The following is a 2,789-nucleotide window of genomic DNA, read 5'->3' as shown; positions in this document are numbered from 1 at the left end:
GCGTGGCTGATCGTCGACGATACGGCCCTGCCGAAAAAGGGCGCGTATTCGGTCGGCGTCGCGCCGCAATATGCATCGTCGCTGGGAAAGACCGCCAATTGTCAGTCGCTGGTCTCGCTCACCCTGGCGGCGCGCGAGGTTCCTGTGATGGTGGGCCTGCGGCTCTTCCTGCCCGAAAGCTGGACAAATGATCCCGAGCGCATGACGCGGGCGCGCGTCCCAGAGGACAGGCGGGGCGCGCTGAGCAAGCCGGAGATCGCGATCGAGGAGATCGACCGCGTCATCGCCTCGGGCGTGCGTTTCGGCTGCGTCCTTGCAGATTCAGGTTACGGCTCCAGCGGGCCTTTCCGTCAGGCTCTGAGCGCGCGTGGTCTACTATGGGCAGTGGGGCTGTCGCGACGCCAGAACGTCTACCCGGCAGATGTCGCTCTGGCGTTCCCTGTTGCAAAAGCAGGGAAGCCCCGCAAATATCACATCCCCGATCAACCGCCAGTTTCCGCTGAAGCGGCGTTGGCCGGCGAGAAATGGCAAAAGGTCAGTTGGCGGCGGGGAACCAAAGGCCGGCTAACATGTCTCTTCGCGGCTCGACGTATTCGCGTAGCGGATGGCCACAAGCACCGCATGCGCGACAATCGTATGCAGTGCATGCCGGGCGACGAGGTCTGGCTCGTCGGCGAACGCCGGTCGACGGGCGAGCAAAAATACTATGTGTCGAACTTGCCAGCAGATACGAGCCTGAAGAAGCTCGCCGCCTCGATCAAAGCCAGATGGATCTGTGAGCAGGCGCATCAGCAGCTCAAGGAGGAACTCGGCCTCGATCACTTCGAAGGTCGGTCCTGGACCGGTTTGCATCGACACGCATTGATGACGATGATCGCCTACGCCTTCCTCCAATCCCGCCGCCTCAAAGCCGCGGGGCGGAAAAAAAAGAATCGGGGGACCGCCGCCACAACCGAGCATGCCAGCCATCCGGCAGGCCATTCTCGACATCTTCGCGCGGCCTCCCCCAAAGCGATGTCCGCATTGTGATCGGCTACTCGCCAAACCCGTCGAGCCTAAACTGCCAAAGTAGTGCTAAGGTTTGTAGTAAACCGCAAAAGCAAGAGCGCGCTCTCGCCTTGGCTCGAGCAGCTACTCAAACGAAAGCCCGCAAAACTGGTCGCCATGGCGCTGGCCAACAAGCTTGCCCGTATCGCTTGGAAGCTGATGGTCACAGGCCAAAGCTATGTCCGGAAATTCGCACCCGCCACTGCGGCGGGAGTAGCCTAAAGATAAGCCAGCTACGGGGAGCACATCGCAATGCGACCGCGCTGAGCTGCTGCAGAACTTGCAAGATAAATGAGCAGATGGTGTGATCGATCGATCCACGACGCGAGACACTCCGTTGAAACCAGAGGCCGTTAAAGGTCGCTTGATTGTTAGGAATTCGCGCCGCGGAAACCATCTTGGCCAGCGTTCATATACGAGCGCATTTAAAGGTCGGACATATGGACGCAAGCGATCTGATCAAAACAGGATGCTTCATCTTGCGAGGAGGGCGCCGTCCACATGTGGTTTCACTTGCGCTGCCGAATTCAATGGCTCGGGCGAAGCATCTATTGGGCGGTCGATTATGACGGGCCTACCTTCGAGGAAAGGCTCGCCAGTTACCGACGCAATCTGCGTAGCGTGCGATGGAATGTCTGGCATTACGGCAAATCGCGGCATGCGCGATGGATGATAGCGTTGTTTGTCGTGCTTGGGCGCGCAGCTTCTTTCTCATCGCAATGAAATTGACGCGGCTCGCGGCGACCTTTCGGAAATTGAAGCCACGCAAGCGCTTCGACGAACTCGAAGGTTATCTCTATTCGAACATCGGCTCGCTGACGGATTATGGAAGGACTCGGCGCCAAGGCGAACGGATTGCAACCCGCCAACATCGAATCCACGGTGAACCAGTTGATCAATCAACGCATGTGCAAAAAGCGTCAGATGCGATGGTCTCGGCTAGGCGCTCAGCTGATGCTCCATGTCCGGACTGCTCATCTCAACGGAACTTTCGAACGCTACTGCGGTCTACCACAGCCAGTTGAATGGACATGGCCAAACGATAACGCGTTGAGGCTAGCCGCCTGACCCCCAACTTCTTTCCGGTCTCCGTTGGCGACGATGGTTTCGCGCTGACGCGGCTCGGGAATGCGGTGCCCGGGAGGTTCACATCATGCCTGGTCATCGCTGAACGCCGCGATCATGGCCTCGACCGTCTGAATTCCAGAAAGCATCGCGCGATTCGCTTCCGACATCGCAATCCCTCAAGCTGCGGAGGCCGCTAGAAAGCCGCTATGGCAGACCGTTGAGCGAACGGGCGCAGTCGGCGAAAACCGCATGCGCTCGAAGGCGCGCTCGCGCCTTCGAGCACGTGTTAGACGATGAGCATGGGCGCCAAGATTGCCCGAGCAAGGATGAAGATCTGGATGCAGAACCTCGCCTACAACATGCGCCGCCTCGTCACCCTGGAACGGATGGCTGACGCCACATGAGCGCCGCGACGCGCCGGACGCTCCCAGGGAGCGCGCGCGAGACCCAAACGGGGCGCCGCGGTGGGCAGACGACAGGTTTCGCGGCGCCGCATCGCCCCAAAACAAACCTTCTTTCACTTCCGCCACATCAAAAACTAAAATTTTTCGAGGTCCCCGATTGCTGCCAGAACAGCTTGATGGGTAGACTGCGAAAAGGGAAGAACAATTCCAGCGCCTTGGCGGCATCGGCGAGCCTTGCTCCCAACTTTCATGGAGGGGAAACTGTCCAAC

1 protein-coding gene and 1 pseudogene are annotated in these 2,789 nt (G+C 59.2%); both read left to right on the top strand.

Annotation, left to right across the window (positions count from 1 at the left end):
* The coding region (locus QZ964_RS10640) for an IS701 family transposase (protein ID WP_292531545.1) at positions 1 to 1,029 on the top strand (1,029 nt) is incomplete at its 5' end.
* A gap of 75 nt (positions 1,030 to 1,104) precedes the next feature.
* Positions 1,105 to 1,269 (top strand): annotated as a pseudogene (locus QZ964_RS10635) (IS110 family transposase); the annotation flags it as partial.
* Between the last annotated feature and the right edge of the window lie 1,520 nt (positions 1,270 to 2,789).

The organism is Methylocystis sp., from assembly GCF_021731785.1.
Classification (GTDB): domain Bacteria; phylum Pseudomonadota; class Alphaproteobacteria; order Rhizobiales; family Beijerinckiaceae; genus Methylocystis.
Note: the sequence above shows the minus strand (reverse complement) of the source record. Positions and strands in the feature narration are given on the sequence as shown.